Genomic DNA, 24801 nt, shown 5'->3' on the forward strand with positions numbered 1-24801 from the left:
GATGGGCTGTCTGGCCCCGTGAGCATGTCATGCCGCCAAACAAATAATATATATCGACGACGTATCATAGAAGAGTTCAGTCGTTGGCCAGGGCTTATGATGGAGAAGAAGGTGCATGTGAGGTTGGACCGCAACAGCGACTTCACCCTACGTGAGGTTCTAAAGAAGATAGAGGAGATCCAGGCCCAGCATCCTGACCTTGATGTTTTCTTTGATGGGGACGACTATGCGATATGCAGCAGACCTAGGAAGGTCCCATTGAAAAAATGACCTCTAGTGAGGACCGCCCGCGATAATCAGAAATAGGGTCCCTTTCCTCAGCGTCATCATATGATGCACAAGACAAGGCTTGGGAGGGCCACCGTAGCGATATTCAACTCCTATGATTCCAACATTTTCAGGGAGGCCCACAGGAGGATACTGGCCAGAGCAGGACCCCTCGCCCTGGCCTTCGATTGCAACCTTGCGACCTTTGGCTTCCCATTCCCCCAGGAGCTCACAACCCCGAACGAGATCGCGGAATGGATCTCCACCACGACCTCCATAGGGGAGGATGGCAGCTATCTGAAAGAACTGACCGCAAAGGGCAGGTTCCAGACCTTCCCTTATCCTGAGAAGGGTTTCCCTCCGCAGCTTGGAGAGGTCGTGCTTACGACATGCAATCCCGACCCATCCAAAAAGAGGAGCGTTGACTGGGCGGTCGAGGTGCTGCTCTCAGGGAGGTCGATCTGTCTCGTCTTCGGTGCGGGCCCGAAAGGGGTGCCGAAAGAGGTCCATAACATGGCAAGGAACCACTTGGACATAACCTTCGACGAGATGTCCCTTGAGACCTGCACGGCCCTTGGGGCCGTGGTCGCGGTGCTGGCCCATAAGGTCAGAGACGCAAGGGTCCAATAGCGTCATTACTGCGTTTATAATGGGAAGACCCCGTTCAGAGGACCGCATGGGCGGTCACCCGTCCCTTTATTATCATCGGGTCCAGCGACCCCGGTCTCAATACCCCTCATAAAGAATTTCCAACGGGCTTATACCGGCACCATCCCCTTCCTTGACCTCCCCTACGACCCTGGCACCTTCGCCAAGAAGGCCCAAGGCCTCTTTCACGTCCTCTTGACGGAGGACGATGCCGAACCCCATTCCCATGTTGAACGTCTTGTACATCTCCTCGTCTGAGACCTCGCCCGTCTCTTGGAGGATATCAAATATCGGATGCGGCTCGATAGGTCGGTCGATGTCGAACAGGACGCCCTTCTTCAGCCTGACGAAGTTCTTCAGGCCTCCCCCTGTCACATCCACCATGCCTGTCGGCTTCACCTTTTCCAGCATCCTCAGGACCTTCCTGACATATATCTCAGTAGGGGTTAGGAGCTCCATGCCGATGGTCTTTCCAAGGCCCTCGAACTTCGTGCCGAGGTCTATCTGAGCATCCTCAAGGATCCTCCTTGCCAGGGTGAGGCCGTTGGAATGGACCCCACTGCTCCTCAGGCCTATGATGGCATCGCCCACGCGGACCTCGGCGCCCGTCACCATCTGTTCTTTGCGGAGGAACCCAAGGCAGGTGCCTGAAAGGTCGACCCCATTGACCATCTCGGGGAGGACGGCTATCTCTCCTCCCACCAGGTCGACGTTCGCCATCTCCGATGCCTTGTCGAGCCCTATCCCTATCTGTTCGGTTATTCTCGGGTCAGGCCTGTCCATAGCGATATAATCCACGAACGCCATCGGCTCAGAGCCGACGCATATGGTATCATTGACGTTCATGGCCATGCAATCGATGCCTATCGTGTCCCACTTGTCCAACGCCTCGGCGATGAGCAATTTCGTGCCGACCCCGTCAGTGCACAATGTCAGGACCCAACCCTCGAAATCGATCAGGCTGGTGAACTGTCCTTTGATGTCGATCACCCTGCCTTTTCCGACCCTGCGATATCTGAGGCGGTCCACCAGAGCCCCGATGGCCTTTGATTTTTGATCTATGTCCACTCCCGCCTTTGCATAGGTCCAAGATCCCTGGGTCATGTAACTCACCTCTCGTATCCTGATGGGTTCTAAAATACCTTCGTCACCATCGCGAACATAAGGGTTTTATCCGGGAAAGGCATGGTTCGCGCGCATGTCGAAGAACTGGTTGCAGGCCCGGCGAAGAGACCACTACTATCGCAAGGCAAAAGAGCTGGACTATCGCAGCAGGGCATCTTTCAAACTGATCCAGATAGACGATAAGTTCCATATCCTGAGGGAGGGGTCGATCGTTGTGGACCTAGGCGCCGCACCAGGTGGTTGGCTTCAGGTGGCAGCGGAACGTGTCGGTGAAAGGGGCAGGGTCATCGGGGTGGACCTTCAGCCCATCGACCCCATCGAGGGCGCCCTGGTCGAGACCATAAGAGGTGACATCAGGAAGCAGGAGACCGTCGAGAAGGTGCTATACATGATCGGTGGAAACGCCGATGTAGTTCTCTCCGACATGAGCCCGAACATATCCGGTCATTACTCCATGGACCATGCAAGGTCGATAGAGCTCTGCGAACATGCGTTGGCCTTCGCGAGGAAGACACTGGTGCCCGGAGGTGCCCTCGTCATGAAGATATTCGAGGGCGATATGATGAACGACTTCCTCAAGGAGGTCAGGGAAAACTTCGAGAGCGTGAAGCTCTTCGGGCCCAAGGCCTCAAGGTCCAGCAGCTCTGAGATATACATCATAGCCAAAGGGTTCCATTGGAGCGATGGTAGATCTCAGCCCGCTCTGAGCCCATCGGCCTGATTCAGAATTTATTTATGCAATGTCCTTGTTTTTAGGTGCATGATCACCTACATCCGCATAATGTTCAGCTCGGAAGGTAGGCGCCCGTCTCTGGTTTTCGAGGCGCTCCGCAATCTCGGTTTCGAGGCCACGAAAGGCAACTACGACGGAATATACAGGTGGGACAAGAATGCCACGACCGAGGACGCCATCTATCTCGCTGATAAGGTCCAGGTCACCTTGAAAGGAATGGGCGTCATATTTACCTTGGAGACGGTCGGTGACAGCGGCGAATGACCGAGGGTGGGCCTCGATGAGGTTTGGAAAGATCGTCTGCGTTGGGCAGAACTATAGGGAGCACATCAAGGAGCTCAAGGGAGAGGAACCCTCGGAACCGGTCATCTTCCTAAAGCCATCCACCGCATTGATAGGGGACGGGGAGCCCATAATCATACCAAAGGGGATAGGCAGGGTGGACCATGAGGTCGAGCTCGCCCTTATCGTTGGCAAGGCGGGGAAGAACATCCCGAGAGAGGAGGCCCTATCACACATATCTCATGTTGCCGTGTTCAACGATGTGACCGCAAGGGACGTCCAGACAGCCTATCGCAAGGCCGGGCTCCCATGGGCCCTCAGCAAGGGGATCGACACCTTTGCCCCCATGTCAAGGCCGGTGCTGCTCTCCTCAGTGCCTGACATCCATCATCTAAGGCCAAGATTGGTCGTCAACAAAGAGATGAGACAGGACGGTCGGACCGACCAGATGATATTCCCTCCTGAGGTATTGATCGAGTTCATAACAAGGTATATGACGCTCGAGGTCGGGGACATCATCGCCACGGGAACGCCGAGCGGTGTTGGCCCCATACTCCCAGGCGATATCGTCGAGGCATCGATAGAGGGCGTAGGGAAGGTCACGAACCCAGTATTGGAAGGCTGAATGTTGGGCCCTGTCCATAGGTCAGTTCAATCCCAGAACCTCTTGGTCTTGGCATAATTGATCTCCGCTGCAAGTATGTCCCTCAGGAGGTCGTCCTCGTCCTTGTGAAAGGAGCCCAACACCCTAGCTGCCGTGTCAGGGCCCACACCCCTGCCGGCCAAGGCCATCATCGCCTTCTTACCCTTTGAGGATACAAGGGAGGCGCTCTTGTAAAGCCGGGCGATCTCCTTCTTCTCCTCATCCGTCGGCTCCTTTTTCCTGATAAGTCTGATATTGTCCTTATTGTAGGAGCTGAGCGCAGCTATCATCGTCCCCCCACAGTTCTGGCAGAGGATACGTTTGGGCGCCTCCTTAGGCCTTAACCGGAACTGATGGCCACAATTTAGACAGGACATGTACATGAGCTCATCCTCCAATCTCTTCTTCAATGCCATCAGAATGGAGCGGTCCGCCCTCTGGGGGGTGATCAGCTCCTTGGAGTGCTGCAGGCCCGCCCTTCCCATCGGGGTAAGACCGCATACCTTGATCTCGAGGTCTCCAGTCCATATCCTGTTGACGACATCGACGGTGGAGTCCATGTCCATGTCCTCCCATAACACCTTATCGACCGCCTCATCGAAAAGGGGCGTCCCGTCGTAGGCCTCAACGAGCCTGGTGAAGTTGATGTTCCTGTAATCGGCATCCTTCTCGACCGCCCCGAACTTCTTTGCGACATACACGAAACGCCACCTGAGATGGCTGGAGTTCTTTATGACCATCCTTATAAGGGACTCCACGGTGCTTGGCCTTATGGAGCGGACCGTATCGATCAACACCTCGGGGCTGACGTCCCTTGGCAGGTCAAGGATGATCCTATAGGGGTCGGTGGTTACACCGATGCTCTCTCCCAGTCTTGCGGACAATAACGTCGAGAGCATCTTGGCCATCGTCTCGTTGACCTTTGTCCCGAAGCAGGAGTTGATTATCGTCATCTTCTTTCCCATCTCGATGGTAACGAGCTTATCGGTAGGGATGGGACCAGACGACCCCTGCTCCTGAATATACCTTCTCAGCGCCTCGTTTGCCTGTGGGTCACCAGAATATCCTTCGGTGACACCTTCCCTGCGGAGCCTCCCCACCTCCTGTGCGACGCTATAGGGGACAGGTATGTCCTCGCCTGCCCAGGAGGGGATAGAACCTATGTCCTTGACCTGCTCGACGAGGAGCTCGTCCTCTCTTACCTCGATTATCCGCCAGCTCCTTCCTCTGGTTATGAACGTTGCATAAGGCTCTGCGAAGGCCACCACGAAGCTCTCATCGAGCGTCCCGACGACCGACCTGGTACCCAGGTCCCTGACAAGGTAGGTCCTTTCATCGGGGATCATCGAGATGTTGTCATAGAAATATTTTCTTCCCCTTGCCGACCGCCTGAAATCATTCTCATTGACAAAGAGAAGCCCTATCGACCCTAATAGGGTGAGCACCGCATCGAACTTCTCCCTTTCGAGGTTCATGAAAGGGTAGGACCTCTTTATTGTCACGAACGCATCATGCTTCCTCACCTGACCGACCATTGCCATGGCGACCAGCTGATTTGCCAGCACCGTCATCGGGTTCTCCCTGACGCGCATCGGCTCCAGCTCTTCCGCCAAAGCCTTTCGGACAATGACCAGGCTCTCGGCGATCTCGTCTGGATTGGATGCTACGATCGCGCCCTCAGATCTCTCCCCGACCCTGTGCCCTGCCCTTCCCATCCTTTGGATGAGCCTCGCCACCTGCCTGGGGGAGTTGTATTGTATGGCGAAGTCTGCGCTGCCGATGTCGATCCCGAGCTCAAGGGAGGATGTGCAGATGAGGCCCTTCAACCTCTCCGCCTTGAAATCATCCTCCATCTCGATCCTGATCTCCTTGGAGAGGGAGCCGTGGTGGACACCGACCTTGAAATCCTCGTCCCAGATGTGGTACCTTGCCGCCAGGGCCTCTGCGGTGTCCCTTGTGTTCACGAAGAGCAATGTGGACCGGTGAGAATCGATGATCTCACGGCATCTTCTCATGCACGACACAAGCTGAGGGTCTGATTGCAAGGTCCCGGCCAGGTCCCTGTCGGCATCGGTCACCTCCGGGCACTGGACGCTGAGGCTCATCTGCTTTGAGACCTGCGCCCTGACGACATCGACCTCCCGTTCTGCACCACCAAGGTACCCGGCCACGGTCGAGACGCTGCCCACGGTCGCCGATAGCCCGATCCTTTGGAACTCACCTGCCAGGTCCACCAATCTTTCTAGAGCGATGGCGAGCTGTGCCCCCCTTTCATCGTCCGTCAGCTCATGTATCTCGTCGACGACGACATAACGCACATTGGCAAGATGCGCTCTCAGGTTCCTACCGGTGAACATCACCTGAAGGGTCTCTGGCGTGGTGATAAGGATGTCGGGGGCCTGTTTTGATTGTCTCTGCCTCTCTGATTGGGATGTATCCCCATGGCGGACAGCCACGTTGATGTCAAGGGCATCCCCGAACTCTTCGAGCCTCTTGAGCATGTCCCGGTTCAAAGCCCTTAAGGGTGTGATATAAAGGCATTGGATCCCTTTACCTGGTGCGGTGAGCATCTTATGTATGACCGGCAGCATCGCCGCCTCCGTCTTACCGATGCCCGTTGGGGCGACGAGCAGCACATGCCTTCCTTCCAGTATCTTTGGTATGGCGTCCCTTTGTGGGCCGGTCGGCTCGTGAATGTTCTTCTCTTTCAATACCGCCCTTATGCGGGGGTCCAATCTCTCGAATACCATTCCTGCTCCATTAGGAAGGGCATGGTTAATCAAAGGGGCTAATAAACCCTGCGATGGACCGTCCTTGATCATTATGGTCTAGAAAATAATGACGGTGGAAGTGGTTTTGTTCCAATGGCCATGCGGTCAAGCCTTTTTCTCGGTAGCGACCTCGGTCTTTTTCTCCTCGACGACAGGATCGGTCGCCTGAAGGAGCAGCTCGGAGATGTCCATGACCTTGATGTTGGCGCCGATCTTCTTGGCACCCTGTGAAAGGTTCAGCACGCAGAACGGACACGAGGTGACTAGCAGTTCCGCTCCGGTATCGACCGCTTCCTTGACCCTCTCCGCTGCAATGTTCACCGCGAAATCGTTGTTGGCCGACTTGAACCCCCCGCCCGCCCCGCAGCATCTTGAATCCATCTTGACATGTTTCATCTCGATGAACTCGATACCAGGGACCGCCTTGATGCACTCCCTCGGCTCATCGAACACATGTGCATGTCGACCAAGATGGCAAGGATCATGGTATGTGACCTTCGCTTTGATCTCCTTGGTGAACTTCAACTTCTTGTCCTTGATCAACTGCGCGGCCATCTGGGTGAAGTGTTGGACCGGGAAAGGCGGGTTGGCATAGTAACGGCCATAATCATGAGAGGTGGTCTTGTAACAACCAGCGCAGGTCATGACCATCGATTGCGCGCCCATCCTTTCCGCCTTCGTAATATTGTTCTCTGCGAACTTGGCCGTCAGCTTGGTCTGTCCGGTACGGAGGGCTGGAGATGTGCAGCACCATTCCTTCTCTCCCAAAGTATTGAGGGTGACACCAGCACGATGCAGGACCGTGACCCCTGCCTTCGCAGGGGCGTTCATCCTGTACGACGCAGTACATCCAGCAAAGAAGATCGATTGGGGATTTGGGCTCTTAGGCACGTCCTTTGGCCACCAGGCAGCACGTTTCTCCATAGGTTCGTTGTAGGGGTTGCGCAGCTCCTCGAGCCTTTCACGTATCTGGACATGTGCGGGTAGCGGCCCTTTTCCTTGTTCCACGCACCATTCCCGGACTGTCTCCCAGAACTCAGCGAACTCGATGCTAACATGGCATACGGTCCAGCAACGGGCACAACCGGTGCACCAGTAGAGGGCGTTGATGAACTCATCATCGATATCGACCTTCCTACCGAGCATCTGGTCGAGAACGGTCCTTTTCGCCAGCTGGTTCAAGTAGTATACCTTTCCGCGAGGGGAATTGGACTCCCAGGGGGATTGCTTATACGTGTCACATACCTGGACACAATATCCACACTGAAGACAAGCGGCCATGTCCCTTTGGATGCTCTTCGGAAGCTTCACCATTTCATTACCTCGATGAGATTCAGCACTACCTGAAACCGTTCGGTAGGATGTGGGATATGGATGGAAAACGAGTATAAATATCCTATGACGGAATGCATCAACACCCTTAAGAGATGAGCATCCAGATGAAAGGTTTCGACCTATTATTTAAATGTAATATTTATAATAAAAATACAAGGCCCCTTCTCTCTATCAACCCTCCAAGATCGGGGTGTACCCATACCAACTTCCTTCCATCCTGAGCATGTGCTCGTTCTCCTCGAGCAATCTCAAATGCCCCCTTTCAATATCCACCAGCTGCAAGAGCCTTCCCCTCACCTCTTCATCGATAGAGTCCTTGGCCGCGCTGGCGTACATATCGATGGACCTTCTCTCCACCTCCATCCCGACCTTCAAGACCTCCATCTCCTCTTTGATGGTGAGACATCTGTCGGTCGGCAAAGACATGAAGACCTTAGAAGGCTCTATACCGTAGCCGGTCAGGTCGACCCTTCTCTGTTCCACCTTGCCTCCGGTTATCCTTCGCACCTCATCTAGAATGACCTGCCTATGATGGGCCTCGTCCCTGGCAAGGCCTCTCATCAACGCCTTCCCGCCCTCCTCGGCCACACATTTTTCCAACCGATGATAGAACTCGATCCCGAACTCCTCTATGGCGATGGCCGCATAAAGCACCTCAAGCTCGTCCTTGCCTGACCCGATGGTTCTCGACATGCTCTAGTCCTTCCAGTGACAATCAGATGTGAACTATCGGTATTTCACTGTTGCTGAGATTGAAATATGGATGAGGAGATGAGGTCTGCATGTCCTCGCCCAAGGACAAGAGGTATAAGTGGAAGGTCTTGGTCATCGCATGCATCGGGTCGATGATGGGCCCTCTGGACTCATCTATAATCGGTGTCTCTCTCCCAGAGATCTCCAGGAGCCTGAGCATGGACTATGCGAGCGTGATATGGGTTCCCACAGCCTATCTGGTCACGATAGCGTCACTTCTTCTGAGCGCAGGCCGACTTTCTGACATGAGGGGGAGGAAGTGGTTGTACATCGTTGGATTTGGAACGTTCACGCTAGGGTCGTTGGCGTGCAGCATCTCGATGGACGGTCCCCAGCTGATCGTTTCCAGGGTCGTTCAGGGTGTCGGTGGCGCCCTCATGATGGCAATTGCGCCGGCCATGATCACTGCGACATTCCCGAACGAGGAAAGGGGGAAGGCCTTAGGGATCAACGCGCTTTTCGTCTACCTCGGCCTGTCGTTCGGCCCACCTTTGGGGGGCCTCCTCACGAACGCATTTGGCTGGAGGTCGATCTTCCTTGTGAACATTCCCATAGGGATCACGGTCATGGCCTTATCCGCCCTCGTCATTCAAGACGATTCAAGGCGCATAGAAGGGCGGTTCGACGTGAAAGGGGCCGCGCTGTTCTCGGTGGCGCTCATTTCTTTCCTCATCTCCCTGACGTTCGCCGAAGACATCGGTTGGACCTCCCCATTCATATTGATAGGTCTTTCCATCGCTCTACTGGCAGGGACAGCATATTGTATCGTCGAGGTCGGTCTTGGCGATAATGCGATGTTGAACTTCGCCCTCGTCACAAAGAACAGGCTGTTCGCGATGGCGAACCTGTCCGCGTTGATGAACTATACCGCATTCTTCGGAACGAGCTTCATAATCTCATTTTATCTGCAGAGGGTCTTAGGGGCCTCGCTCGTGGAAACGGGGGCGGTCCTTCTATCGATGCCCATCTCGATGGCCATCATAGCCCCCATGAGCGGGTGGCTTTCGGACAAATGGGGCTCTCGGGCGTTGGCGACGGGTGGGATGTTGCTGATGTCCATCGGCCTGTTGATGTTGTCCACCTTGAATGGCCAGAGCGATATTTGGACAGTGACCGTATTTTTAATAACCGTCGGCATCGGCATGGGAATGTTCGCCTCTCCGAACACCAGCGCTATAATGGGGAGCGTTAGGAAGGACCAGCTCGGTCAGGCATCTGGAACTTTGTCCACCATGAGGACGGTGGGACAATCGCTCAGCCTGGTGGTGATGGGGGCCGTCATATCCGCCTTCTCCTCGCCGGACATCGTGACGTCGGTATTCAGAGGTTCGATCGGTTCTACGGTGGAGCTTGAGGGGTTCATCGAGGGAATGAGGGCGGCGTTCTTGGTCTGTGCCTTCATCGGCCTGACCGGCGCACTTGTGTCCTCAGTGCGGGGAGGGACAGAGAACGTTGGTCTGGGGGTGGATGAAGTGAAGGGCAGGGCATCCTGATCATGACGTCGGTGCCAAGGTAAATCATATATATGGGATCATGATTGCGTCCTCAGTCCTGTGACCCAATCGAAGATGAGGGTGTAAATGTCCTGGGCATGATCGCATAGTCCCAGCCCTCTCTGACGGGTGATACAAACGAACGCTCAGATACTGTTCCAATCGATGATCGTGCTCTTAGGGATCGGTGGTCCGGTCTCCCTCTTGTTAAGGAGGAATGGACCATCGGTCGCTGTATCAGGGTCCGTCCTGTCCTTGATCTCATCGCTGTTGGGGATCGTGGTCTCATCGATCGTGATCATCGAGGGGCCGCTTGACCTTGGGTGGGAGATAAGCACGTTCTTTGGTGAATGGTCTCTTTCCCTTGACCCCCTTGGCGCCTTCTTCCTCCTTGTAATTTGCATTGTGATGGCGTGCGTCTCGGTGTATTCTATCGGCTATATCAGAGAATATGAGGGGGTCTATGACATCGGTGTCCTAAGTGGGCTCTCGATCTTGTTCTTCCTCTCGTTGGTCCTCGTCGTATCATCCACCAATGTCATTCTTTTCCTGATATCCTGGGAGACCATGTCCATGGTCTCTTACCTGCTTGTGGTTTTTGAGAACAGAAAGAACAATGTGGTAAGTGCCGGGTACCTGTATCTCACCATGACGCATCTTGGCACCGCGGCGATGACCGTCGCTCTCCTGCTCATGGCCCATTATGCTGGTTCATATTCTTTCGAGGAGATGGCCGGTGGCCTTGATGGAATGCCTTTGGCCACGATGTCCGCTGTCTTTGTTCTGTTATTGATCGGTCTCGGCACCAAGGCGGGGATGGTGCCTCTGCATGTCTGGCTTCCGGCGGCCCATCCCGCGGCCCCCAGCAACATCTCGGCCCTCATGTCAGGGGTCATGGTCAAGATGGCACTTTTCATGATGGTCCGCTCATTCTTCGACCTGCTCGTTCCGACCGAACATTGGTGGGGGCTGCTCGTGGTGCTGCTCGGTTGCATCTCTGCTCTGCTAGGGGTCCTCTACTCGCTCAAGGAGCGGGACATCAAGTCGACCTTGGCATACTCGACGGTCGAGAACATGGGGATCATGCTGATAGGTCTTGGGACGGCCATGGTGTTCGCGTCCTATGGCCTGTCAGAACTTTCCGCATTCGCTTTGCTGGCCACTTTGTTCCATGCCTTGAATCATGCAATATTCAAGGCATTGCTCTTCATGGGGGCGGGGTCGGTGGCCCGTGCGACACATACCCGCAACATGGAATCGATGGGCGGCCTGGCAAAAAGAATGCCCTATACCAGCGCCCTCACATTCTTAGGGCTGTTGTCCATGGCCGCCATGCCGCCGTTCGGCGGGTTCGTCAGCGAATGGCTCCTATTCCAGTCCCTGATCCAGTCCGTAAGTGTTCCAGATGTACCGATAAAAATGTTGATGTCCGTATCGATAGCAGTGCTCGCCATTACTGGAGCATTGGCGGTATCAATGGCGGTGCGCCTTTTCAGCTCCACCTTCCTCGCGCGGCCAAGGACCGAGGCGGCCGAAAGGGCGCACGAATCCCCTCGGTCCATGGTCCTGGGGATGGCATTCCTTGCTACGCTGTGCATAGCATTTGGCGTGCTCTCATTATGGGCGGTAAACTTTATTGACAACGTGACCTCCTCTGTCCTTGGCGTCAGCATCGGGTCCGATATAGCCGAAGGGCTTACGCTCAGATCGACCGATGAAGGATTCGCCTCCATGGCCCCATCGTTGATCGCGGTCCTCCTGGTGACATCGGCGGCCATCGCATGGACGGCGGCCTATACGATCACGAAGGGCTGGAAGGAGAGGATATCTGGGACGTGGGATTGTGGCACACCTCTAGGTCCTCGCAATGAATATACGGCCACCGGCACGGCTGACCCGATAGTCCGCGTCTTCAATACCGTCTATAAGCCGAGGAGCGAACTGAGGACAGAACCATCCGCATCTCCTTTGATCAAGAAGAGGTTGTTCTATGAGATACAGTTCATCGACATTTTTGAGAAATACCTCTACAGGCCAGTCGCAAAATCGTTCATTGCCATAGCCAAAAGATTGAGCATCATACAGGCTGGAAGCATCCAGGCATATCTATCTTACATCTTCGTGATGCTCGTGGCCCTTTTGTTGCTGTTCAGGTGATAGATTGGATGACATAGTGCTCGATCCCCTTCTTGCGGTCCTACAGGCCCTTCTTATGCTCGGTCTATCCCCTTTGATGATCGGGATCATCCGAAAGGTCAAGGCCTGGTTCCAGAGCCGAAAGGGCCCCTCCGTGGTCCAACCATATTATGATATCATCAAGCTGTTCAGTAAGGAGACGATAGTTCCAGACCAGGCCTCTTGGGTCTATCGGGTCGCCCCTTACGTAGGCCTGGCATCAGTGGTCGTGGCCGGCCTGTTGGTCCCATTCTTCACGACCCGCTCCTTGGGGTTCGTCGGGGACCTCATCGTGGTGATCTACCTCCTTGCGCTGTTCCGTTTTTTCATGGTGCTTGCAGGCTTGGACACTGGGAGCACATTTGGGGGGATGGGAAGCAGCAGGGAGCTCATGATATCTGCGATAGTCGAACCGACAATGCTCATGGCCATCTTCACCATGGCGCTTATTACCGGAACAACAACGTTATCATCAATATCTGAGGCCTTGGCCGTCAATGGTCTTGAACTGGTACGACCGGCCCTTTTCCTTGCCACGGCCGCATTCTTCATCTCGCTCCTTGCGGAGAACGCCCGCATCCCGTTCGATAACCCAGCGACCCATCTGGAGCTCACCATGGTCCATGAGGGGATGATACTGGAGTATTCCGGGAAGGACCTTGCGTTCATGGAGATGGCCTCTTGGATGAAACTGATGCTTTTCTCGACCATACTGTCTAATGTTTTTATCCCATGGGGGGTGGCGACCGATCTCAGCCTGGTCGCCATTGCAATAGGGCTCACGGCCATCCTGGTGAAGGTCCTGCTGATCTCGCTGGTCGTGGCGCTGATCGAGTCAGGGATGGCGAAGATGAGATTGTTCAGGATCCCCAACCTATTGACAATGTCCTTCATATTGGCCCTACTGGCGGTGACATCATATTACATATTGTGAGGTGATCAGATGAGCAGTGAGATCTTCGTCGACGCTATCAACGGCCTTGGGGCGGTCGTCCTTTTGACCTCGATATTCTTGGTAGCCAGCAAACGGATGGTCTCATTTGTCAGGACCTTTGCGGTCCAATCTTTGGCGTTAGGGCTTTTCGCCGCCATTGTGGCGTACCATATGGGCGCAGACCACATCTACATCGTCGCCGTACTCACGATAGCGCTCAAGGCCCTGATCATCCCAACTTTCTTGACGCGTACAATAGAACGGATCCATGTGAAAAGGGAGATCGAGCCATTGGTCGGGGTCCCGATGTCGCTTCTGATTTGCGGGGGCCTCGCCTTCGTGGGGTATTATGTCTCCGAACCGATAATAGCAGGTGGGAACGCGATAACGAAGAACTGCTTCGCGATATCATTGGCCGTGGTCCTGATAGGTCTCTTCCTGATGATATCAAGAAAGAAGGCCATGACCGAGATCATCGCCATCCTTGTCATCGAGAACGGGTTATTCCTAGGGGCAATATCGATCGCATATGGCATGCCCCTAATTGTGGAGATAGGCATCTTCTTTGATGTTCTCGGGGCGGTCCTGATCATGGGCATCTATGCCTTCAAGATAAATCAGACGTTCGAGACATTGGACACGTCTTTCATGAGGAGGCTGAGGGACTAATGTTGCTCGAGGTCCTTTTGATAATACCTCTCGTCATCGCGGTCCTGAGCTATTCAATTAAAAACAGGGCTTTGGTCCAATGGATGATGGTCGCCGGTGGGGCATCGTCCTTCGTCATCGCGGTGTTGTTGGGATTGGAAGTATGGAGCGATGGTCCATATGAGCATTCCATATGGTATGTGGACCAGCTCAGCGTCTACATGTTGTGCATCATAACGTTCGTTGCCTTGATGGTCGCGACGTATTCGGTCAGTTATATACGCCACGATCACGAGGAAAAAGAGATAGGCACAAGGCAGCTGAAGATGTACCACATATTTGTCCAGATCTTCCTATTCACGATGTTGGTCGTTGTTTCCTCCAACAACATGGGGATCATGTGGATAGCGATAGAGGGGACCACCCTGGCATCGGCGTTCTTGGTAGGATTTTATGAAAAGGACACCTCAATCGAGGCCGCATGGAAATACATCATCATCTGCTCGGTCGGCATTACATTGGCCTTGTTCGGTACGATAATCACGTATGCTTCCTCGACCGAGGTCCTGGGCGAATCATCGGATGCTCTCAATTGGACAAAATTGAGAGATGCGGCACCACTTCTTGAACCTACCTTCCTGAAGATAGCGTTCATCTTTATCGTGATCGGATACGGGACCAAGGTAGGTCTCGTACCGATGCATACCTGGCTACCTGATGCGCATAGCCAGGCCCCTTCACCTGTGAGCGCTCTTATGTCCGGAGTCCTTCTGAACTGTGCATTCTATGGCATAATTAGATATTACATCATCAGCGAGATCAGGGTCCCAGGATTCGCCCCCGACCTCATGCTGATATTTGGTCTCCTTTCACTCTTCGTCGCGGCGTTCTTTATCCTGATATCCAGGGACTTCAAGAGAATGCTGGCCTACAGCAGCGTTGAGCATATGGGGATCATCAGCCTTGGCTTTGGGATAGGTGGCCCCCTTGGCATCTTCGGGGCGATGTTCCACATGTTGAACCACTCCCTCACGAAGACCTTGATGTTCCTATGCACCGGCAATGTGGTGCAGAAGTATAACACGAGGGAGATCGGCGAGGTGAGAGGGATGGCGACCGTGATGCCGATCACAGCGGCGCTGTTCCTGTTAGGGGCATTGGCCATCACAGGCTCCCCACCGTTCGGGCCGTTCCTTAGCGAGATCGTGATAATGCAGGCGGGCCTAAGCTATGGAAGATACATCGTCACAACGGTCTATGTTCTCCTGCTGGTGGTGGTGTTCGCAGGGTTCATGTACCATGTGTCGAGGATGGTCTTTGGGGAACCGACCGAAGGGGTCACCAGAGGCGAGATCCATAAACTTTCATTGGTCCCTATGACAATACTCCTGTCGACAATATTGGTCATTGGCATCTTCATGCCTGAGGAACTGACCAACATCCTCAGGGAAGTCGCGAAGGTCGTCCCTGGGAGCGGATGAAAATGCGTGAACAGTTCGACGTGCTTGTGGAGAACCTTGCCCAGGAGTTCGGGCACGATATAATCTCATCCTCTGTCGCAAGGAACGAGCTGAAACTTGAGGTCAGGAAGGACACTTTCCCGGTCATTGCCGCTCACATAAAGAAAAATCACCATGTCCAGCTCATATCAGAGCACGCAGTGGACCTTAGGGAGAAGGACGGGTCTTTCCATATCTATCTGATATTCTCACTTCCAAAGGAAGACCATTTTGTCACCATCAGGACAAGGATAGACGCGTCAGACCCGACCTTCAGGTCGATCACCCCGGAGATATATGCGGCCAACTGGTTCGAAAGAGAGATCATGGAAGGCTTTGGGATCGTCCCAGTAGGGCATCCCGACCCAAGGCCCATCCGTCTATATGATGACTGGCCATCAGGAACATACCCTATGAGAAAAGACTTCGACCTATCCAGTCATGTTCCAAGGACCCCCTCGGGCTATGAGTACCGAAAGGTCGAGGGCGAGGGCGTCTTTGAGGTCCCCGTCGGGCCGGTCCATGCCGGCGTGATCGAGCCTGGCCATTTCCGTTTCAGCGTTGCAGGGGAGTCGATACTGCATCTTGAGATCAGGATGGGATATGTCCATAAGGGATTGGAGAAGCTCTCTGAATCGATGAGGTATGACCACGGTGTTTTTTTGGCGGAGCGGATCTCTGGTGACAACGGGTTCACGCATTCGTTGGCCTATTGTCAGGCGATCGAATCGATAGCCGGCATAGGGGTTCCTGACAGGGCCAGGTTCCTAAGGACCGTATACTCGGAGATGGAGAGGATATACAATCTGTTCGGTGATATCGGCGGTATAGCGATGGACGTCGCGTTCAGCGTGGGGGCACAGAACCTATATCTCCTGAAGGAAAGGGCGTTATCGTTGAACGAGAAGGCCACGGGAAGCCGGCTGCTGAGGTCGGTGAACCGCATCGGCGGGGTCAATAAGGACATCGATGCCGATATGAAGAAGAAGATCAGCACAGAGCTTGTGGGCATCAAATTGGACTTTGACGATGTTGTGGAGACATTGACCGGTATGGCCTCATTGTTGGACAGGGTAGAGACGACGGGGACCCTGCCCACAGATGCTGCGAAGAACTTCAATGTGGTAGGGCCGATAGCACGGGCGAGCGGCATCGACAGGGACGTGCGAAGGGACCATCCTTACGCGGCATATGACGAGGTCAGCTTCTCGGTCCCCTCGTATAGGGAGGGGGATGTGTACGCCAGAATGATGGTCAAGATCGAGGAGGTGCTGGAGTCGATCAGCATCATCGAACAGGCCATGGACAGAATGCCGCAGGGACCATTGTTCACAGAGGCGGCCGAGGTCCCTGAAGGGAACGTCGGAATGAGCCTCACGGAGACCCATAGAGGGGAGGCAATGCATTGGGTGCTCAGCGGAAACGGCATGCCGTACAGGCACAAGGTCCGTGACGCATCGTTCCTGAACTGGCCTGCGATCGAACAGGCCGTCCTAGGGAACATAATCCCAGATTTCCCACTTGTGAACAAGAGCTTCAACCTGTCATATTCAGGCAACGATCTGTGAGGTGCGATGATGTTCAGGTTCTATAACTTCGGCGTCAAAAAGCAAGGTATCGTTACGACCCGGTACCCTGATGAGACGTTCGTTCCCCCAGAGGGCACCCTTGGGATGCCTGATGTGCTCATCGGAAGATGCGATATGTGCGGGACCTGCGCCAAGGTCTGCCCTGTAGGCGCCATAATCGTCGAGGAGGGGACGATAATGTTTGACATGGGCAGGTGCATTTTCTGCGCGTACTGTACAAGCCACTGTCCTAAGGGGGCGATATTCATGAGCCAAAGGTATGAGCTCGTTGGAAGGACCAATAAGGACCTGGAGGTGAGGCATGCCGTCAAACATTGACCAAGACCTGGAATCGATGGGAGAGGCGCTCAGGGAAAGAGCGATGAAGGTCTTTGGAAGATCCTTTGCCATACGCGAGGTCGATGCAGGCTCATGTAATGCCTGTGAGGTGGAGGTCAATTCATTGACCAATTCTGTCTACGACATCGAAAGGTTCGGCATCCATATAGTCGCCTCACCCCGTCACGCCGATGCCCTGTTGGTCACTGGTCCGGTCACTAGGAACATGGAGGTGCCGTTATTGAAGACATATGAGGCGGCTCCTTCCCCCCGCATGGTGATAGCCATGGGGGCGTGCGCGATAAGCGGGGGGATATTCAAGGACTGTTACGCCTGCCACAGGGGAGTTTCCGACCTTTTACCGGTGGACGTCCTTATCCCAGGATGCCCGCCCAGACCCCAGGCGGTCATCCATGGTCTCATGGCGGCATTAGGAAAGATCGAGGAGAGAAAGTTCAAGAGAAGATGAGCTGTCGGCCCTCTCACTTCACTATGATGACAGTGCAACGCGAGTTGCGGACAACATACTCTGAGACAGAGCCGATGAGCACCCTATCAAGAACCGTCTTGCCTGATGTCCCGACAATTATGGCATCGGCCTTCATCCTCTCTGAGGCGGCCAGAATAGACTCATAGGGATTCCCCGCCTCCAGCAATGTCGTGACATCTATACCTTGGTCTTTTGCTTGGTTCTTTAGCCTATCGAGGACCTGCATGCCGTTCTGTACCAGCCTTTCCTTGTCCTCGTCGGCCTTTGGGCTCACGACGAACACGATGAACAGCTTTGCCTTGAAGACCTTGGCATACTCCATCGCATATTTTGTCGCCTTATCCGAATGTGGCCGTCCATCGGTCGCAAGGAGAACGTTCATCGTCATCACCTTCCCGCCTCACATATGCAGAAGAACATAAAAAAGAGTTTCGAGAATGGCCAGGAGATCATTCGGTCCATCCCTTTTCGTCGTTGACTGGTCAGACAGGCCAACTTAAATGCATCGATTCATATCCAAAGGTCGTCATCCAAGCTGGTCTGGATGATCCTTCTTCTCCTATTGCTCGTGCCCTTCCCATCGCGACCATGACCAAAGATCCTTTTGTTGAGCTCATCGGTGTGACGCCCATGACACTCCATGCAGAGCGTCACAAGATTTTCCGGCACGTCACTCCCCCCCTCCACAACTGGTATGACATGATGCACCTCTGTGTACCACTTCGGGTATTTATTCAGGTCCCGACCACATTGCGTGCATGTGTGCCCATCCCTATCTATGACGGCGGACCTGATTTTCCTTCGTGCCATCCCGATCATGTATCGAGGGAACATCTTTTTGAGCAAGGGTGAGGTGCTTCCTTTCGGTGGCCCCATCTCTTCGAGGACTCGCTGCAATCGGCCTTCCATCAGACAATGAAGATGTTCCCCAACGGTATCATGGCGACGTCCGCAAGATGGACATCCGCCCAGAATTTCAGAACGTACTGCCGTCACAAGTTGCCGTCTTTCAACTTCCCAGGACCTGAAAGGACACTCGTCGCTGTCAGCGCAGGGTCTCCAATCGATCTCAGAAAGTGCCCTCCCCTGGACCATGGTCCTTAGGCAAAGCGACCTTTTTCCCGGCCGGTCCTGGTAGTGACAGGCCCTCATTTCGAGCTCCTGGTCTTATTGCCTCTCTCGACCAAGGTCCCAATGATCTTTCCCCCGGCGCTCCTTTTAAGCTCTACTGCTCCTGAGGTGCACATCTCGTGGCACGTGTAGCATCTTATGCATTTGTTGTAATGGACCCTTGCCTTTCCATCTCTTAAAGAAATAACGTGCTTGGGGCAGGCCCTTACACAACGGCCACACCCAGTGCATCTTTCGCTCACTATCGAAGGCCTTAGAGCATAGGCCTTCATCAAAGATGCAGCTCTTTCCATCAATCGGGCCCTTCCTGTCCTCTCTTTCCCATTATAAGTCGCTGGCGGTCGGAAGTCCGGAACGGCCATATCCTCCAGTCTCTCCCCCACGACCTCGATATCGTCCATTGGGCCATCCAGCACGCCCCTTCGCACTGCGGCCTTTATGGTCGGGATGTTCCCAGGGGCCGCTCCGATGAGCTTTGAGGCCACCACGTCAACATGGGCATAAGATGGGCCAGCTATGATGGCATTTACCCTTCTTGGAGTGCCTGAATAAGGCCCGTCCCCCTCCATCGCCATCACCGCGTCGACGATCTGAAGCCTCGGCCTCATCAGCTCGTTCAGGTCCACGAGCATGTCTGAGAAATCATCCTCCAGGGGGAGCCTGCCATGGAAAGTGGCCTTGTCCATCCCCTGGACCACCCCGAAGATGTTTTTCGTTGCGGCAGTAAGATAGGTCAACATGTGGGTCTTAAGCTTTGAGACCACGACAATGGCATCCGCTTCGACCGCTGGCCTGATCACTGGGAACATCTTGATGAGCCTGCCTGACGGATTTGGAACATTCACATACGAGACATCGGTGTTCAATGTAACACCTAGCTCGGCAAGATCAGAGTATCCGACCTCGTCGTATCCCTTTGATAGTTGGGAGGGGCCATATATGGAGCCGGCCCCGGGACTGTCGGCGACAGTTACCTTGCAGCCAAGGTCCAAGAGTATCCTGCAGACCGCATGTAATATATCTGGATGGGTGCAAACGGCCCTCTCAGGGGGAGAGGGCTGAAGCATGTTCGGTTTGACGAGCACCTTCTCCCCAGGGGCCACGAACATCCCTATCCCGCCCAGGAGATCGACCGATTTTTCGACAGCATCATGCACGACCTCCCTGCCATAACCATCGCAACGGACCAGAGAGACCCGGTTCGGGCTCATGACATTCGTCCCCTAGAGCATACCGTTCGAGACCCTCATATCCTCACCAGACCAGAGGACCTTTCCCTATGCAGGGAGCCGATCCTCTTTCCCAAGGTCTGTGCGCTCTTCAGGACCGAAGGTTCAGTGAGCGCGACCCTGTGCCCCGACAAAATCTTTGCCGAGCCTTTTTCATATGGAACGTTGTCCGGGAGTATGTCCAAATATTTCGTATAGGCTTCCTTGATGCCATATTCCACACCTGTCATCTCTTTGGAGTATGTGTTCCAGATAGGGTAGGGACAACTGGCCCCTTTACCACAGGACAAACAGGTTATGGTGCCTTTGACGGCCATGTTTCCGACGACCTCCATACCTTCCGCGGTCAACGTCTTGACCATCCAATCCACGACCGCCTGCTCTGTTGCGCAACCGACCGCCACTACCGCGGCGAGCTTGCCCTTCAACAGAAGTTTTTGGTGCCTGAGCGAGTAGCATCTCTCGATGAAACACTTCATGAACGAGCTAGGGGCGGAGTAATATGTCGGACTTCCTAGGACGACAGCATCTGCCCGCAACAGTTTCCTGCTGACAAACGTCCAATCATCATCTATGTCGCATCGATTGTTCTGGACACATTTCATGTGCGCCCGGCATGGTCCGACATTCATATCAGAGAGTTTTAAGAACTCCTGCTCCTCGGCACCACTGGACCTTAGTATCTCCTTGATGATGGAGTCCGTGTTAGATCCGTCCACCGGACTGCCGCTTACCCCAAGTATGTACAAGTTTCCACCTTGAGTGATGAATGGGACCTGCCTCGAATAAACATTTGGAAGGAGTTCTCACAGGTCAAGCTCGATTCCGACGGGGCAATGGTCTGAACCTTGGACGTCAGACATTATGAAGGCGGACCTTAGCTTTGGCGACAGGCCTTTGGATATGAAGAAATAATCGATCCTCCAGCCAACATTTCTTTCCCTGGCTTTTGACTTCATATCCCACCAAGTATATCTTCCTGGGGAGCCGTCGAAATATCTGAACGTATCAATGAACCCGGAGGCCAAGAGACGGTCTATCCACTCCCTCTCCTCTTTTAGGAATCCTGATACCTTCTCATTCTCCTTGGGTCTGGCCAGGTCTATCTCCTTGTGCGCGGTGTTAACATCACCACATATGATGACCTCTCGACCGGACCTCAGTTCTCCCATGACGTGCTTTAAAAAACGCTCATAGAAATCCATCTTGAAAATCAAACGCTCTTTCGATGCTTTCCCGTTCGGGAAATAGACATCATACAGCACCAGGTCCTTGAAATGAGCTATGATCGTCCTCCCCTCTACATCGAACCTTTCCTCCCCAAGACCATACTCTACCTTTTCAGGTACAATTTTGGTGTAGAGCGCCACCCCGCTGTATCCGCTCCTTTCCTTGGGGCTGTTAAAGTATGCCATATATCCTTCTGGTTTCCTTAGCTCCTCAGGATACTGGTCTGGTGAAGCCTTAGTCTCTTGAAGGCACACGACATCGGGCGAACCATCGAAAACAGGCGATAAAAGGCCTTTCCTATGGACTGCCCTGACCCCATTTACGTTCCAACAGACCATCCTCACGCCATCCCCTCCATTGCGGCCTTCGCCCTTTTCATCGCAGCCATGGACCTTTCAACACCATCGTCAAGCCCCAGACCTTCGAAAACGGTCTTTGCGTCCAAGAAGGCCTCCATCGCTTCTCTTGGCTCGCCCTTCTTGAGCAATATCTCACCCAGTCCGAGAAGGTCCGTTGCCCTGCTCTCAGAGGCACCAAGGTCCGACCTCAAAGCGACCGCCCTCCTCATTGCGACCTCTGCTTCTGCCATCCGACCAAGTGCATACAGGCAGAGGGCCTGCAGGGAAAGCATGTTCGCCACTTGGACCATGTCATCGAGTTCCTTGAAAACCTCTTCCGCATCGATAAGTTCTGCCAGTGCAGATGCATAATCATTTCTATCTATGAAATCAATCGCTGAGGACGCTGCTTTGGTGGCCCTGATGACCTTCATAGCATGCATAAGGTCCGATAAGGATTCCTTCCTCGACCTTCTCCTAATATCCGGAGGAACATCCATTCATCCGTTCGAATTGAAGCTGACGCTACTAATAACTTTCACATGAGAAAATGATGATAAGGAAAATGGTTTTATGAGGGGACCACCGCGGTCACGGTCCCGAAAACTTCCTCTGGCACATCCATTTTTAGTAAGCTTGCGACCGATCCTTCGGGTATCATAAAGCCAATCCAGAAGGTCTGGGTCTCTCCAGGCTCCAAGGACGTCGGTACATTCTCAGGGACCGCCGTAGAATAACCATAGTATTGATTATCAGAGGTATAAAGCAAGAAATGATCTGGTTCTAGGCTAAGGTCCCCTCCACGGTTGTTCGTGATCGTTACGCTGAGCCTTACGTATTTGTACCCTTCATCTGGCAGGTCGGACGGGTTATGATATACGCTCTGGGAATTGACCTTCATCTCTATGTTCAGGTCGGACCACTCCTCCCACGGAATGTCATCAACAGCTTTGCTGATGAAGAACGCCGCGAGAACCATCGAGACAGCCAGGATCATCACGATCACGACAGCAACTATCAACCCAGTGTTGTCCTTCTGCTTCGGTGGAACATAATTTTTATAGAGCATAGGGGCAACGTATGTGCCCACTGTCAGGGTGCTTCCGCATTTATGGCAGAACTGGGCCTCGTCGCCGCTCTCCGTCCCACAGTTTGAACATTTCCTCATTATGACCTACCCTATCATTTACAAATGAAACACGATATATAATAATGACCAATTTAAATGAAATAGAGTTACAAGGCACAACATGAACCATGTTAATAAGACACATGAGAGGTATGCATTTAAAGCCCATTGATGCACAATAATGTCGGACGAACAATCGATGAGGTCCATTATTGAAAACAACTCACCCTTCTATTTGAAAAATGTTCAGAACAATATAGAATTATGAGCTTCACAAATGTAAAAATTGAGGAAATAATTCTTAATACTAACATCTTTCAAATCGAGTAATTGGTATCTACTTATCCTGTCGCTTGTCAGTTAGATTCAATTATAGGGACGGCGAATGGTTTTTGCTCAGGGGGATGGGCAATGCCTCAGACGTTTGATGATGAGACGTATCGCTCGATATGGACCAAGGACATCTGGTCAACAGGTAATCTGAAAGATGCCAGTAGCTCCTTGGTCAATATCGATGAGGACATGATCAACCTTGTCAAGGTGAGGGATTACAAGGATGAATACATTTTGAGCATTCTCCAACGAGATGCCAGGATCGAGAACCCAGGTTTCAAATTGCACGATCGATCGAAACAAGAGGCCGTCATTGCATGGACGAGGGTCGAAGGGTCAAAGATCCCATCAGGCTATTATTTGGTCACAAAGGAGCATTATGTGGGCGGGAGTTATCCTCATTGGTATCCTAGGACGCTCAACCAACTTTACGTCATAAAACGAATGAGACGGAAAGGAATAGGTATGCGGCTCCTTTCAGACTTTATCTCCAGCGATCGGTCGGGAAAGATCTGGGTGGAGAGCCCGAAATGGGAAACAAAAAACATGCTCGAGAAGGTCGGATACTCGGAGACCCAGGAACCTTATGAGATATGGCAGATGAGGGAAGGACTTACTTTGTGGGTATTAAAGGCAAGGTCATGACCTCTGATCCGGCAATTTCAACTGAACCTTTCCTCGAGGACGATGTCAAAGGTGATCGGCCAACCATGGTGCTTACCGAGAATGAAGGTCCAGACCTTTAACATTGAGATTTCTAGCCCGCCCCTCTTCTGATCAGCTCCCCTCATCTCATTATCAAGTCACTTAATGTAAGACGGCAACCATCAATTGTCATCCTGGTTTTATGAAGAGTTAGGACCGCTTCTCTAATATCGGGGCCGCTCTTTCCGCTGAGCTGAGCGGCGATGAGATTAATGGAGTGGAACATCCGGCACGGGGGAGGTAGGGGGTCTTTTCCAGGCATAATCGCGAGCGTGAGGAGACATGACCCGGACATGGCAATATTCATAGAGTTCAGACCTGAGAGGGTGATCGAGCTCAGTCTGGCTTTGGCCAGCAACGGTTATCCCTACATCCTTAATTCTCAGCCCCCCATGAACACCAACGGTATCATGGTGGCCTCAAAGAGACCTATAGAGATGCCCCCCAGGGACTACCCAGACCCCATCATCCCCCATAGGTGGATGGAGGTCCGCCCAGCCACCTCGGACCTGAGAATATTGGCGGTACATGTGCCCACCGCATCGGACCTTGGAAACAAGATGAGGTTCTGGGACCAGATCATTGATTATGCCAAGAGGATGATCGAAGATGAACAACGCGCGGTCATCATCGGAGACCTTAATACAGGTCTGGAAATGGACGCAGAGGGCAAAACATTCCTCGGGGAGGATAAGTTACGGACATTGATCGGACTTGGGATGAGGGACATCTGGAGAGAATATCATCAGATGTCAAGAGAATACTCTTGGTATAGCCATAGTGGGGCGGGATATAGGTTGGACCACGTCCTCGTCACACCATTTATCGATAGGCCCATGTGGGCAAAGTATTCACATCAGGAAAGGGAGGAAGGCCTCTCGGACCACTCCCCCCTCATATTTGACATAATAAGCTCTATGAGCGAGGGCGGCTCAATAAGGAGCGCACTGAGAGGTTAAGGTCCTTAGGAAATGATAAATCAGCGTCCCGCCATCAGAGCGTC

General features: G+C 53.3%; 26 protein-coding genes. 15 read left to right on the forward strand and 11 right to left on the reverse strand.

Annotated features, from left to right (window positions below; genetic code table 11):
- Nucleotides 1–96 precede the first annotated feature (96 nt).
- Both HPY73_05455 and HPY73_05460 read left to right on the forward strand, forming a co-directional pair.
- Entirely contained in the window at nucleotides 97–270 is a 174-nt protein-coding gene (locus HPY73_05455) for a hypothetical protein (protein QLH74939.1), read from the forward strand.
- 63 nt (nucleotides 271–333) lie between these two features.
- On the forward strand, nucleotides 334–897 hold the full coding sequence (locus HPY73_05460) for a DUF531 family protein (GenBank protein QLH75688.1): 564 nt from the start codon (nucleotides 334–336) through the stop codon (nucleotides 895–897).
- A 96-nt stretch (nucleotides 898–993) separates the two neighbouring features.
- Here the strand turns inward: HPY73_05460 and HPY73_05465 are convergent, their stop codons facing one another.
- Complete coding sequence (locus tag HPY73_05465) at nucleotides 994–2019, reverse strand: phosphoribosylformylglycinamidine cyclo-ligase (protein ID QLH74940.1); 1026 nt, start codon at nucleotides 2017–2019, stop codon at nucleotides 994–996.
- Between the two features lie 94 nt (nucleotides 2020–2113).
- Between HPY73_05465 and HPY73_05470 the strand changes: the two genes are divergently transcribed.
- From HPY73_05470 to HPY73_05480, 3 genes are read left to right on the forward strand one after another with little or no spacing between them, the layout of a single operon-like run.
- A complete protein-coding gene (locus tag HPY73_05470; GenBank protein QLH74941.1) occupies nucleotides 2114–2761 on the forward strand; it encodes an RlmE family RNA methyltransferase in 648 nt (215 codons plus the stop codon).
- 39 nt (nucleotides 2762–2800) lie between these two features.
- Nucleotides 2801–3037 carry a hypothetical protein gene (locus HPY73_05475; protein ID QLH74942.1) on the forward strand — a complete coding sequence of 79 codons (237 nt, stop codon included), beginning with the start codon at nucleotides 2801–2803 and terminating at the stop codon, nucleotides 3035–3037.
- 16 nt (nucleotides 3038–3053) lie between these two features.
- Nucleotides 3054–3680 (forward strand): fumarylacetoacetate hydrolase family protein, encoded by a 627-nt coding sequence (locus HPY73_05480; protein QLH74943.1) that lies wholly within the window; start codon nucleotides 3054–3056, stop codon nucleotides 3678–3680.
- A 26-nt stretch (nucleotides 3681–3706) separates the two neighbouring features.
- Here the strand turns inward: HPY73_05480 and HPY73_05485 are convergent, their stop codons facing one another.
- The 3 genes from HPY73_05485 to HPY73_05495 form a co-directional block, all read right to left on the reverse strand.
- Entirely contained in the window at nucleotides 3707–6448 is a 2742-nt protein-coding gene (locus tag HPY73_05485; protein QLH74944.1) for a DEAD/DEAH box helicase, read from the reverse strand.
- Nucleotides 6449–6574: 126 nt separating this feature from the next.
- Nucleotides 6575–7783: a 4Fe-4S dicluster domain-containing protein gene (locus HPY73_05490; protein ID QLH74945.1), complete on the reverse strand. Its 1209-nt coding sequence runs from the start codon at nucleotides 7781–7783 to the stop codon at nucleotides 6575–6577.
- Between the two features lie 192 nt (nucleotides 7784–7975).
- Complete coding sequence (locus tag HPY73_05495; protein QLH74946.1) at nucleotides 7976–8497, reverse strand: ferritin family protein; 522 nt, start codon at nucleotides 8495–8497, stop codon at nucleotides 7976–7978.
- Nucleotides 8498–8586: 89 nt separating this feature from the next.
- Between HPY73_05495 and HPY73_05500 the strand changes: the two genes are divergently transcribed.
- The 8 genes from HPY73_05500 to HPY73_05535 all read left to right on the forward strand — a co-directional run bounded on the left by HPY73_05500 (nucleotide 8587) and on the right by HPY73_05535 (nucleotide 17682).
- Nucleotides 8587–10050: an MFS transporter gene (locus HPY73_05500; GenBank protein ID QLH74947.1), complete on the forward strand. Its 1464-nt coding sequence runs from the start codon at nucleotides 8587–8589 to the stop codon at nucleotides 10048–10050.
- A gap of 132 nt (nucleotides 10051–10182) precedes the next feature.
- The gene (locus HPY73_05505) at nucleotides 10183–12207 is read left to right on the forward strand and encodes a hydrogenase 4 subunit B (protein QLH75689.1); all 2025 of its coding nucleotides are present in this window, start codon (nucleotides 10183–10185) and stop codon (nucleotides 12205–12207) included.
- Between the two features lie 55 nt (nucleotides 12208–12262).
- Nucleotides 12263–13159 (forward strand): respiratory chain complex I subunit 1 family protein, encoded by an 897-nt coding sequence (locus HPY73_05510; protein QLH75690.1) that lies wholly within the window; start codon nucleotides 12263–12265, stop codon nucleotides 13157–13159.
- A gap of 9 nt (nucleotides 13160–13168) precedes the next feature.
- On the forward strand, nucleotides 13169–13828 hold the full coding sequence (locus HPY73_05515) for a hydrogenase (GenBank protein ID QLH74948.1): 660 nt from the start codon (nucleotides 13169–13171) through the stop codon (nucleotides 13826–13828).
- A complete protein-coding gene (locus tag HPY73_05520) occupies nucleotides 13828–15288 on the forward strand; it encodes a hydrogenase 4 subunit F (GenBank protein ID QLH74949.1) in 1461 nt (486 codons plus the stop codon). Before HPY73_05515 ends, HPY73_05520 begins: the two co-directional genes overlap by 1 nt.
- Before the next feature lie 2 nt (nucleotides 15289–15290).
- Complete coding sequence (locus HPY73_05525) at nucleotides 15291–16874, forward strand: NADH-quinone oxidoreductase subunit C (protein QLH74950.1); 1584 nt, start codon at nucleotides 15291–15293, stop codon at nucleotides 16872–16874.
- Nucleotides 16875–16880: 6 nt separating this feature from the next.
- The gene (locus HPY73_05530) at nucleotides 16881–17213 is read left to right on the forward strand and encodes a 4Fe-4S binding protein (protein QLH74951.1); all 333 of its coding nucleotides are present in this window, start codon (nucleotides 16881–16883) and stop codon (nucleotides 17211–17213) included.
- Nucleotides 17209–17682: an NADH-quinone oxidoreductase subunit B family protein gene (locus HPY73_05535; protein ID QLH75691.1), complete on the forward strand. Its 474-nt coding sequence runs from the start codon at nucleotides 17209–17211 to the stop codon at nucleotides 17680–17682. The genes HPY73_05530 and HPY73_05535 overlap by 5 nt, the downstream gene beginning before the upstream one ends.
- A 13-nt stretch (nucleotides 17683–17695) precedes the next feature.
- Here the strand turns inward: HPY73_05535 and HPY73_05540 are convergent, their stop codons facing one another.
- The 7 genes from HPY73_05540 to HPY73_05570 form a co-directional block, all read right to left on the reverse strand.
- On the reverse strand, nucleotides 17696–18091 hold the full coding sequence (locus HPY73_05540; GenBank protein ID QLH74952.1) for a universal stress protein: 396 nt from the start codon (nucleotides 18089–18091) through the stop codon (nucleotides 17696–17698).
- A 122-nt stretch (nucleotides 18092–18213) separates the two neighbouring features.
- Nucleotides 18214–18855 (reverse strand): HNH endonuclease, encoded by a 642-nt coding sequence (locus HPY73_05545; protein QLH74953.1) that lies wholly within the window; start codon nucleotides 18853–18855, stop codon nucleotides 18214–18216.
- Nucleotides 18852–20045 (reverse strand): DUF362 domain-containing protein, encoded by a 1194-nt coding sequence (locus tag HPY73_05550; GenBank protein QLH74954.1) that lies wholly within the window; start codon nucleotides 20043–20045, stop codon nucleotides 18852–18854. Before HPY73_05550 ends, HPY73_05545 begins: the two co-directional genes overlap by 4 nt.
- Before the next feature lie 35 nt (nucleotides 20046–20080).
- Nucleotides 20081–20812, reverse strand: coding sequence for a flavodoxin family protein (locus tag HPY73_05555; protein ID QLH74955.1), 732 nt, complete (start codon nucleotides 20810–20812; stop codon nucleotides 20081–20083).
- Between the two features lie 57 nt (nucleotides 20813–20869).
- Complete coding sequence (xth, locus tag HPY73_05560; protein ID QLH75692.1) at nucleotides 20870–21631, reverse strand: exodeoxyribonuclease III; 762 nt, start codon at nucleotides 21629–21631, stop codon at nucleotides 20870–20872.
- A gap of 2 nt (nucleotides 21632–21633) precedes the next feature.
- A complete protein-coding gene (locus HPY73_05565; protein QLH74956.1) occupies nucleotides 21634–22131 on the reverse strand; it encodes a tetratricopeptide repeat protein in 498 nt (165 codons plus the stop codon).
- A gap of 71 nt (nucleotides 22132–22202) precedes the next feature.
- Entirely contained in the window at nucleotides 22203–22799 is a 597-nt protein-coding gene (locus HPY73_05570) for a DUF4352 domain-containing protein (GenBank protein ID QLH75693.1), read from the reverse strand.
- Between the two features lie 372 nt (nucleotides 22800–23171).
- Between HPY73_05570 and HPY73_05575 the strand changes: the two genes are divergently transcribed.
- Nucleotides 23172–23738: a hypothetical protein gene (locus HPY73_05575; protein QLH74957.1), complete on the forward strand. Its 567-nt coding sequence runs from the start codon at nucleotides 23172–23174 to the stop codon at nucleotides 23736–23738.
- Between the two features lie 263 nt (nucleotides 23739–24001).
- Complete coding sequence (locus HPY73_05580) at nucleotides 24002–24757, forward strand: endonuclease/exonuclease/phosphatase family protein (GenBank protein ID QLH74958.1); 756 nt, start codon at nucleotides 24002–24004, stop codon at nucleotides 24755–24757.
- The last annotated feature ends 44 nt before the right edge of the window (nucleotides 24758–24801 follow it).

The organism is Methanomassiliicoccales archaeon, assembly GCA_013415865.1.
Classification (GTDB): Archaea; Thermoplasmatota; Thermoplasmata; order Methanomassiliicoccales; family UBA472; genus MVRC01.

Excerpts from the sequence above, each read along its gene's own strand:
- HPY73_05495 (QLH74946.1), bottom strand. The coding sequence starts at position 8,497 with ATGTCGAGAACCATCGGGTCAGGCAAGGACGAGCTTGAGGTGCTTTAT.
- xth (QLH75692.1), bottom strand. The coding sequence starts at position 21,631 with ATGGTCTGTTGGAACGTAAATGGGGTCAGGGCAGTCCATAGGAAAGGC.
- HPY73_05485 (QLH74944.1), bottom strand. The coding sequence starts at position 6,448 with ATGGTATTCGAGAGATTGGACCCCCGCATAAGGGCGGTATTGAAAGAG.
- HPY73_05455 (QLH74939.1), top strand. The coding sequence starts at position 97 with ATGATGGAGAAGAAGGTGCATGTGAGGTTGGACCGCAACAGCGACTTC.
- HPY73_05490 (QLH74945.1), bottom strand. The coding sequence starts at position 7,783 with ATGGTGAAGCTTCCGAAGAGCATCCAAAGGGACATGGCCGCTTGTCTT.
- HPY73_05530 (QLH74951.1), top strand. The coding sequence starts at position 16,881 with ATGATGTTCAGGTTCTATAACTTCGGCGTCAAAAAGCAAGGTATCGTT.
- HPY73_05575 (QLH74957.1), top strand. The coding sequence starts at position 23,172 with ATGCCTCAGACGTTTGATGATGAGACGTATCGCTCGATATGGACCAAG.
- HPY73_05545 (QLH74953.1), bottom strand. The coding sequence starts at position 18,855 with ATGAGGGCCTGTCACTACCAGGACCGGCCGGGAAAAAGGTCGCTTTGC.
- HPY73_05475 (QLH74942.1), top strand. The coding sequence starts at position 2,801 with ATGATCACCTACATCCGCATAATGTTCAGCTCGGAAGGTAGGCGCCCG.
- HPY73_05525 (QLH74950.1), top strand. The coding sequence starts at position 15,291 with ATGCGTGAACAGTTCGACGTGCTTGTGGAGAACCTTGCCCAGGAGTTC.
- HPY73_05520 (QLH74949.1), top strand. The coding sequence starts at position 13,828 with ATGTTGCTCGAGGTCCTTTTGATAATACCTCTCGTCATCGCGGTCCTG.
- HPY73_05565 (QLH74956.1), bottom strand. The coding sequence starts at position 22,131 with ATGGATGTTCCTCCGGATATTAGGAGAAGGTCGAGGAAGGAATCCTTA.
- HPY73_05515 (QLH74948.1), top strand. The coding sequence starts at position 13,169 with ATGAGCAGTGAGATCTTCGTCGACGCTATCAACGGCCTTGGGGCGGTC.
- HPY73_05460 (QLH75688.1), top strand. The coding sequence starts at position 334 with ATGCACAAGACAAGGCTTGGGAGGGCCACCGTAGCGATATTCAACTCC.
- HPY73_05480 (QLH74943.1), top strand. The coding sequence starts at position 3,054 with ATGAGGTTTGGAAAGATCGTCTGCGTTGGGCAGAACTATAGGGAGCAC.
- HPY73_05465 (QLH74940.1), bottom strand. The coding sequence starts at position 2,019 with ATGACCCAGGGATCTTGGACCTATGCAAAGGCGGGAGTGGACATAGAT.
- HPY73_05580 (QLH74958.1), top strand. The coding sequence starts at position 24,002 with ATGAGATTAATGGAGTGGAACATCCGGCACGGGGGAGGTAGGGGGTCT.
- HPY73_05550 (QLH74954.1), bottom strand. The coding sequence starts at position 20,045 with ATGAGCCCGAACCGGGTCTCTCTGGTCCGTTGCGATGGTTATGGCAGG.
- HPY73_05470 (QLH74941.1), top strand. The coding sequence starts at position 2,114 with ATGTCGAAGAACTGGTTGCAGGCCCGGCGAAGAGACCACTACTATCGC.
- HPY73_05500 (QLH74947.1), top strand. The coding sequence starts at position 8,587 with ATGTCCTCGCCCAAGGACAAGAGGTATAAGTGGAAGGTCTTGGTCATC.
- HPY73_05570 (QLH75693.1), bottom strand. The coding sequence starts at position 22,799 with ATGAGGAAATGTTCAAACTGTGGGACGGAGAGCGGCGACGAGGCCCAG.
- HPY73_05510 (QLH75690.1), top strand. The coding sequence starts at position 12,263 with ATGCTCGGTCTATCCCCTTTGATGATCGGGATCATCCGAAAGGTCAAG.
- HPY73_05540 (QLH74952.1), bottom strand. The coding sequence starts at position 18,091 with ATGACGATGAACGTTCTCCTTGCGACCGATGGACGGCCACATTCGGAT.